Raw genomic sequence first — 7,550 nt, forward strand, 5'->3', positions numbered from 1 at the left:
AGCAGGGAGTTTGAACGCCATAGCCTGTATATCGGTGTTTTTCAACTCTCTAAAGCATGGCATAAGGGTCCACATCCATGAGTATCTTTACGCCGGTAACTTTAACGGAAACAGCCGCTTCTGCGCTTTCACTGAGGTATTGGCTGTCCGTTCCCATGAGAAGAATCTGGTGGCGGAACTGACCTGCCATACGGGCGATGGGTGACTGGGCAGGACCTAAAATACGCACCCTTCCCGATGAGGCGGCCTTTGCCCTGTCTGCGGCTTTTGCTGCTGCTTCCTGGACCTTTTCTTCCTTTTCTCCTGAAATGCGGATTTGAATCATGCGGGAAAAGGGCGGGTAACCCAGCATTCTGCGGGTGCCGATCTCTTCTCTGAAAAAGGCTTCACTGTCTTGGGAACAGGCGGTCTGTATGCTGTAATGATCCGGGTTGAAGGTCTGGAGTATAACCCTGCCGGAGAGATCCCCCCTGCCTGCCCGGCCCGCCACCTGAGCCAGTGTCTGAAAATTGCGTTCGCTGGCCCGGAAATCCGGAAAACTCAAACCCAGATCCGCATTGAGAATACCCACAAGGGTAATTCCCGGAAAATCATGGCCCTTGGCCACCATCTGGGTTCCCACAAGAATATCCACCTCCCTGTTGCGTATCTGTCGGAGCATGCTGATGAGCTGCCCCTTTTTTCCCGTTGTATCCTGATCCATGCGCATTATACGGGCTTCGGGAAAAAGGTAGCGGGCTGCGGCTTCCACCTTTTCCGTACCCATGCCTAAAACCCGGACTTCCGGTGCCCTGCATGAGGGACAGAGGGGGCTTGATGCCATGGAGAACCCGCAGAAATGGCAGAGAAAGGAGCTGGCTTTTCTGTGCAGGGTCAGAGAAATATCACAGTGACGGCATTTGACAATTTCTCCGCAGCTGCCGCATACGGGAAAGCCTGCATAGCCCCTTCGGTTTAAAAATAAAAGAACCTGCTCGCCCTTTTCCAGGGAGGTTTTCATGGCTCCGTACAGGGGGCGGGAGATATAGCGTTCCACGCCTGCGGCGTGTTTCATTTCCCTGAGATCCACAAGGGTGACGGCAGGCAGGGGGCGCTGATTGACCCTTCGGGTCAGCCGGAGAAGGGTGAATCTGCCGTTTATGGCATTGGCATAGCTTTGTATGGAAGGGGTGGCGGACCCTAAGAGAACGGCGCAGTTTTCCAGCTGTGCCCTGAGTATGGCCATGTCCCGGCCATTGTATCGCAGACCCGTATCCTGCTTGTAGGAGCTGTCATGCTCCTCATCCACAATGATGATGCCGGGATTCAGAACAGGGGCGAAAACCGCGGATCTGGCTCCAATGACAACCTTCAGCTCGCCCGAAAGAATCCTTTCCCACTGATCAAGCCTTTCTCCCTTGGAAAGCCCGCTGTGCAGTACCGCCACCCGTTCTCCGAAGCGGGCACGGAAGCGTCCGGCTATCTGGGAGATCAGGGCAATTTCCGGTACCAGTACAATGGCTGGTTTTTCTTGTTTCAGACAGGCATCCACAAGGTGGAGGTAGATTTCCGTTTTTCCGGAACCCGTGACCCCATGGAGAAGGAAGCGGTGGAATCCCTTCTCCATCGCCTTGAGAACGGTCTGCACAACTTCCTTTTGTTCTTCATTGAGCTTAGGGGGGAGGTCTGCTTCCACCGTGTCTCCCAGGGGGTCCCTGAAAATCCGGACCTCATCTTCAAGAATCAGCCCCTTTTCCTTGAGCCAGCGTAAGGCGGAGGCCGGATTACCTAAATCCTGCTGGATTGTTGAAGTGTCCGCAGGCCCGTTTTTTTTGAGCCATTCCCAGAGTTCAAGGCGCTTGGGTGTTATGGAAAGGGGCGGCTGCATCTCCGGTGCAATGGCGTAACTTTTGCGGGTTTTGGCCTTTGCTTCCCTCTCTCGGAATACACGGCGGATTTCCACAAGGCCTTCTTTGCAGAGAAGATCCATGTTTTTCTTGGTGGCGGTGTGGTCTCTGAGCCGTATCTGTTGCAGGGAAAGGGGAGCGTTTTTTAAAAGCTGAAGTATGCTGAGCTGCGGATGACAGGATTCGGTTTTTTCGCCTTCCGGGGTAAGGGCATACATGCTTTTGTCGGAAAGGTTGATGCCCGCAGGCAGGGCCGTGGAAAGGGTTTCTCCCGGCGGGTGGTGGTAGTAGGCGGCAATGCGCTGGTAAAAAGCAAGGTGTTCTGCCGGGAAAAAGGGAACTTCATCCAGAACATCAAGGATGTCGGCAATGCGGATGCCTTCGGGGGCATGATCTGTAATTTCAATCACATATCCGGTAATTCTCCGTGGGCCGAGAGGAACCAGCACCCGGATACCAGGAAGGATGCGATCCCTAATGCCATGGGGTACACCATAGGTGAAAAGGGAAAAAAGGGGGGCGTCCACAGCCACATGTATAAAAAAAGGTTTGGGTTCCATCGTCTGTCCGTAAAAGGTGTTTCACATCAGAGTCCGCTTGTAGCACCTTGGATCCGGTCAGGCAAGGCAGATGCTTTTGGCTTGACCTATTGACCTCCTTCCTTTAATGTGTTTCGGATTCACTGCTTGAAAAAGCTATAAAATCCAATTGTTTCAGGTGTCTTGCTTCTGGCTTGGTCCCTTGATTCCATGGTCCGGATTGTATGTGTGGCAGAGGCTGTGCCACAGTTGCAGGGTCTGGAAGCTGCCGGATTCTGCTGGTGATTTTAAAAAAATTCTTCCCCCAAGGAGGTTTGTATGGCTGTGTATGTGGCAGATCACCCTTTAATTAAACACAAACTGGGACTGCTCCGGAAAAAAGAGCTGGCTACCAAAAATTTTCGGGCCATTTCCAATGAAGTGGCAAGGCTTCTCACCTATGAGGCCACCAAGGATTTTGAGACGGAAACCGTTACCGTGGAAGGCTGGGCCGGTCCCGTTGAGGTGGAGCAGATAAAGGGAAAAAAGGTGACGGTGGTTCCCATTCTGCGGGCAGGCCTTGGGATGATGGACGGGGTGCTGGATATGATTCCTTCCGCCAAGGTCAGTGTGGTGGGGCTGTATCGGGATGAGGAAACACTGGAGCCTGTGCATTATTACGTTAAGCTTGCTTCGGACATGGATAAGCGCATGGCCCTGATTCTGGATCCCATGCTGGCTACGGGCGGTACTTTAATTGAAACCGTCAGTCTTTTGAAAAAAGCCGGCTGTACGCAGATCCGGGGGATTTTTCTGGTGGCGGCTCCCGAAGGCCTGAAACGCCTTGAAAAAGCGCACCCGGATGTGGATGTTTATGTGGCTGCCGTGGATGAGCGTTTGAATGAAAAGGGCTATATTCTTCCGGGTTTGGGGGATGCAGGGGATAAGATTTTCGGAACCCGATGATGCATACATCCGAACTGAAAAAAACTTAAGCATTTACTTCCCAAGGAGTTTTTTCTATGCAGGACAAAAATGACCTTACGGCCTACCGTTTTCAGGGTAAGGATGCCTTTGTCGGCGGGCAGATGCTGTTTGTGGCCTTTGGTGCTCTGGTGCTGGTGCCGCTTCTTACGGGTCTTGATCCCAATGTGGCCCTGTTCACCGCAGGTGCAGGCACACTGATCTTCCAACTGGTAACAAAGGGTAAGGTTCCGGTTTTTCTGGCCTCGTCCTTTGCCTTTATAGCTCCCATTTCCATAGGTACAGCCCAGTGGGGTGTTGCTGCCACCATGGGAGGGCTTGTGGCCGCAGGCTTTGTCTATATTATTTTGAGTTTTCTTATCCGATGGCAGGGGGTGGCCATTGTGCACCGCATCTTGCCGCCTGTGGTGACGGGGCCTGTCATTATGGTGATAGGTCTTATCCTTGCTCCCATTGCCGTGCAGATGGCAACGGGGGTGGCCAATCCCGCCGATATCGTTCCCAGAGGAACAGCCCTCACCGTATCCATGGCAGCTTTGGGAACCACGGTGCTGGTTTCTCTGCTGGGCCGGGGGATGTTCCGTCTTATTCCCATTGTCTGCGGTATTGTGGTGGGTTATTCTCTGGCCCTTTTTTATGGACTTGTGGATTTTACGCCGGTAAAGGAAGCCCCCTGGTTTGCCATTCCTTCCTTTACGGCTCCTGAATTCCATCTGGCTGCCATTTTGTTCATCATTCCTGTAGCCATTGCCCCTGCCATAGAACATTTCGGTGATGTTCTGGCCATCGGTGCCATTACGGGTAAAGATTACCTGGAAGATCCGGGGATTGAAAACACCATGCTGGGAGACGGCCTTGCCACAAGCTTTGCTTCCTTTCTTGGCGGTCCCCCCAACACCACCTATTCCGAAGTGACCGGTGCTGTGGCCTTGACCGGGGTGAAAAATGCAGGTGTCATGACCTGGGCTGCCATCTGTGCCATTCTCCTTGCCTTTGTGGGCAAGCTGGGTGCTCTGCTGGCCACCATTCCTGCGGTGGTCATGGGCGGGATCATGCTGCTTCTTTTTGGTGCCATCATGGTGGTGGGTCTGAACAGTCTGGTGCGTTCCGGGCTGGATCTTATGCAGAATCGTAATCTTTCCATTGTGGCGCTGATTCTGGTTTTTGGTATTGGTGGCATGAGTTTTTCTGCGGGTCAGTTTTCTCTGGAGGGTATCGGCCTTGCCGCTATTCTGGGGATTATGCTGAACCTTCTTTTGCCCAGGGCAAGGTAGTCTGGGGCTGTTTGCATGCTTAAGGTATACTGCACTGTCATTTTTGAAACAAAGTGATGAACCTTCCTTAATGACCTTAACGACCTTAAAGTCCTTAACGACAATACCCACGACCAGCCTCAACGCCATAAAGGAGCAGGTAGGGCAGGCCCCTGTGCCTGCCCTAGGGTATAGGTTCCATGTTCAGGCAGGAGATACTTCTGCCTGAACATGCCTTTTTTTTATCTGGCCATGATATCCTGGAAGGGGTTTTGGGGAAGGCCTGTATAAATCTGTCTGGGACGGCTGATGCGCTGGGAAGGATCTTCCATGCTTTCTTTCCACTGGGCAATCCATCCGGGCAGACGTCCTATGGCAAACATTACAGGGAACATGTTGGTGGGGATTCGCATGGCCCTTAAGACAATGCCGGAATAAAAATCCACATTGGGATAGAGGTTGTGATCCACAAAGTAGGGGTCTGTCAGGGCCACCTCTTCCAGCTTCTTGGCAATATCCAGCAGTGGATCTTCTATCTTTAGTTTTTCAAGTATTTTATCGCACATCTTTTTAATGATTTTGGCCCTTGGATCATAGGTTTTGTACACCCTGTGACCGAAACCCATGAGACGGAAGGAATCTTTTCTGTCCTTGGCCCGCCTGATGACTTCATCAATGGTGACACCCTCTTTGAGGATCTTTTCCAGCATTTCAATCACCGCCTGATTGGCTCCTCCATGCAGAGGTCCCCATAGGGCTGAAACTCCTGCTGAAATGGAAGCATAAAGGGGAGCCTTGCTGGATCCCACAAGCCTTACTGCGGATGTGGAGCAGTTCTGTTCATGGTCTGCGTGGAGTATCAGGAATACATTGAGGGCACGGACCAGATCTTCATCCACAATATAGGGGTGAACAGGGCTGTCAAACATCATGTTCAGAAAATTGGCACAGTAGGAAAGGTCGTGCCTGGGGTATACCACCTTTTCTCCCCTGGACATGCGGTAGGATATGGCCGCCATGGTGCGGACCTTGGAAAGCAGATAAAGAAAGTGGATGTTGATGTCTTCTTCCCCCATATCCGGATAAAAGCTTTTTAGTGCCATTATCATACCGGAAAGGATACCCATGGGGTGGGATGCTCTGGGGAAATTCTGGAAAAAAACCTGCATGCTTTCATGGACCATGGAAAAATCATTGAGCAGCACACGGGTTCTGTTCAGTTCGTCAAGGCTGGGGAGGTGACCGTTTATCAGAAGATATGCCGTTTCAATAAAGGTGGCTTTTTCCGCCAGATCTTCGATGGGAATGCCCCTGTATCTGAGAATACCCTTTTCTCCGTCCATGAAGGTAATGGCGGAAGCACAGCTGCCTGTATTGCCAAATCCCGGATCATAGGTGATATAACCAGTTTTCTGTCGAAGGGAGCTGATATCAAAGGCCTTTTCCCCCTCTGTGCCTACAATGACGGGAAGCTCGTATTCTTTTCCCTCTATGATCAGTTTTACGGTTTCGCTCATATATTTTCCTTTTTAGAAAGGTTGCGTGTGTTACGGAATTGTTAAAACCAGAACACAGGGTCTGCTTTGAACTGGACAATATACGGCCTTGGGTTATGCGGGTCAAGGAGGGTATTTTGTTTTTTTGAGGCGTTTCAGGCTCCCATCTTTTTTTGTTGGAAAAAGTATGGGAGCTTTTAAAGCTTTATGCAGGAGAAGATATAAAATTTAAAATGGCCTGATTCACTGCCAGAGGTGTTTCCAGAGGAGAAAGGTGGCCTGCTCCTTCAATGCATTCCATCAGGGAACCGGGGATATGCTCTTTAAGATAGTGACCGTATTTCACCGGGGAAAGCTGGTCATCGGATGCCGTAAGTATGAGGACGGGAGCTGTGATCCGGTGCAGCCGTTCCATGATGTCAAAGCCGTCGCAGGCCCTGAAGTCTTTGCAGATGGTTTCTGGATTGTCTGTGGATGCGGCATCCAGAAGGGGTTTTACGGTATCCGCTGGCGTGGACGGGGAAATGCTGAGCTGTATCTGGAGATTTCTAAAATTTTTAAAATCCTTTTCAAGCATCTCAAAAATTCCCGGATTGACCCGGAGTCTGGCACCTGAATTGATGATGATACCACCGGAAAAGCCGGACGGGTTATTCGCAAGCAGGGTCAGCACAATGGCCCCTCCCATGGAAATACCGCAGAGAAATGGCTTTTTAATTTCCATATGATTCAGAAATTCAGAAATGTGGGCAGCCTGTTCAGCAACGGAAGTGCAGGCGGGCAGTTGTGAAGCCTCCCGGCCGGGAAGGGTGATGGCAAAGCAGTTGGCTGAAGAATTAAGCCCTTCCATCTGCAGCTTCCAGAATCGGCCATTCAGACCGGCACCGTGAATAAAGAGGAGGCTGGGTTTTTCCGGGTCAAAGGGAGCTTCTCCCTGAAAACAGACGAAGGGGCTTTTTTTCATGGTTTCCATTGCTCAGATCCTTTTGTTTAGATAAATCAGCACTTTGCATGGAGTTTTAGTGCTGTCCTGCTGGCTGTTTTTTTACCAAAAGTCGCCGTAAAGCCCCTGGCTTTAGCCATGGGGATATAAGGCGACGGTTTTGAATTGATTTGTATTGAAATATACAGGCTCTTAGTATATAATATCAGCCATGAATTATAAAAATAATAATAATGTCGTATACTCCTGTAAATACCATGTAATATGGTGTTCAAAATATAGAAGACAAGTATTGACAGGAGCCGTTGCTGAACGGCTCAAAGATCTTATACATCAAGTTGCTTCTGAGCGTCAATCTGAGGTCATTGAACTGGAAATTATGCCGGATCATGTGCATCTGCTGATAGAAGTTGATCCCCAATATGGCATTCACAGGTTGGTAAAGCAGCTTAAAGGTTATTCATCAAGGA

At 50.5% G+C, this 7,550-nt stretch carries 6 protein-coding genes; 3 read left to right on the forward strand and 3 right to left on the reverse strand.

The window, feature by feature from the left end; translation table 11 throughout:
* Nucleotides 1-49: 49 nt before the first annotated feature.
* Nucleotides 50-2,446, reverse strand: coding sequence for a replication restart helicase PriA (gene priA, locus FIM25_RS13305; protein WP_139450206.1), 2,397 nt, complete (start codon nucleotides 2,444-2,446; stop codon nucleotides 50-52).
* Nucleotides 2,447-2,743: 297 nt separating this feature from the next.
* Between priA and upp the strand changes: the two genes are divergently transcribed.
* Both upp and FIM25_RS13315 read left to right on the forward strand, forming a co-directional pair.
* A complete protein-coding gene (gene upp, locus FIM25_RS13310) occupies nucleotides 2,744-3,370 on the forward strand; it encodes a uracil phosphoribosyltransferase (RefSeq protein WP_139450209.1) in 627 nt (208 codons plus the stop codon).
* A gap of 56 nt (nucleotides 3,371-3,426) precedes the next feature.
* Nucleotides 3,427-4,662 (forward strand): uracil-xanthine permease family protein, encoded by a 1,236-nt coding sequence (locus FIM25_RS13315; protein WP_139450211.1) that lies wholly within the window; start codon nucleotides 3,427-3,429, stop codon nucleotides 4,660-4,662.
* Between the two features lie 221 nt (nucleotides 4,663-4,883).
* Here FIM25_RS13315 and FIM25_RS13320 read toward each other — a convergent pair whose 3' ends face one another.
* Nucleotides 4,884-6,158, reverse strand: a complete 1,275-nt coding sequence (locus FIM25_RS13320; RefSeq protein ID WP_139450214.1) for a citrate synthase — start codon at nucleotides 6,156-6,158, stop codon at nucleotides 4,884-4,886.
* A gap of 184 nt (nucleotides 6,159-6,342) precedes the next feature.
* Nucleotides 6,343-7,110, reverse strand: a complete 768-nt coding sequence (locus FIM25_RS13325; RefSeq protein ID WP_139450217.1) for an alpha/beta fold hydrolase — start codon at nucleotides 7,108-7,110, stop codon at nucleotides 6,343-6,345.
* Between the two features lie 181 nt (nucleotides 7,111-7,291).
* Between FIM25_RS13325 and tnpA the strand changes: the two genes are divergently transcribed.
* The coding region (tnpA, locus tag FIM25_RS13330; RefSeq protein WP_139450220.1) for an IS200/IS605 family transposase at nucleotides 7,292-7,550 on the forward strand (259 nt) is incomplete at its 3' end.

The organism is Desulfobotulus mexicanus (assembly GCF_006175995.1).
Classification (GTDB): domain Bacteria; phylum Desulfobacterota; class Desulfobacteria; order Desulfobacterales; family ASO4-4; genus Desulfobotulus; species Desulfobotulus mexicanus.

Coding starts and splice junctions, on each gene's coding strand:
- FIM25_RS13325 (WP_139450217.1), bottom strand. CDS start 7,110: ATGGAAACCATGAAAAAAAGCCCCTTCGTCTGTTTTCAGGGAGAAGCT.
- upp (WP_139450209.1), top strand. CDS start 2,744: ATGGCTGTGTATGTGGCAGATCACCCTTTAATTAAACACAAACTGGGA.
- FIM25_RS13320 (WP_139450214.1), bottom strand. CDS start 6,158: ATGAGCGAAACCGTAAAACTGATCATAGAGGGAAAAGAATACGAGCTT.
- priA (WP_139450206.1), bottom strand. CDS start 2,446: ATGGAACCCAAACCTTTTTTTATACATGTGGCTGTGGACGCCCCCCTT.
- FIM25_RS13315 (WP_139450211.1), top strand. CDS start 3,427: ATGCAGGACAAAAATGACCTTACGGCCTACCGTTTTCAGGGTAAGGAT.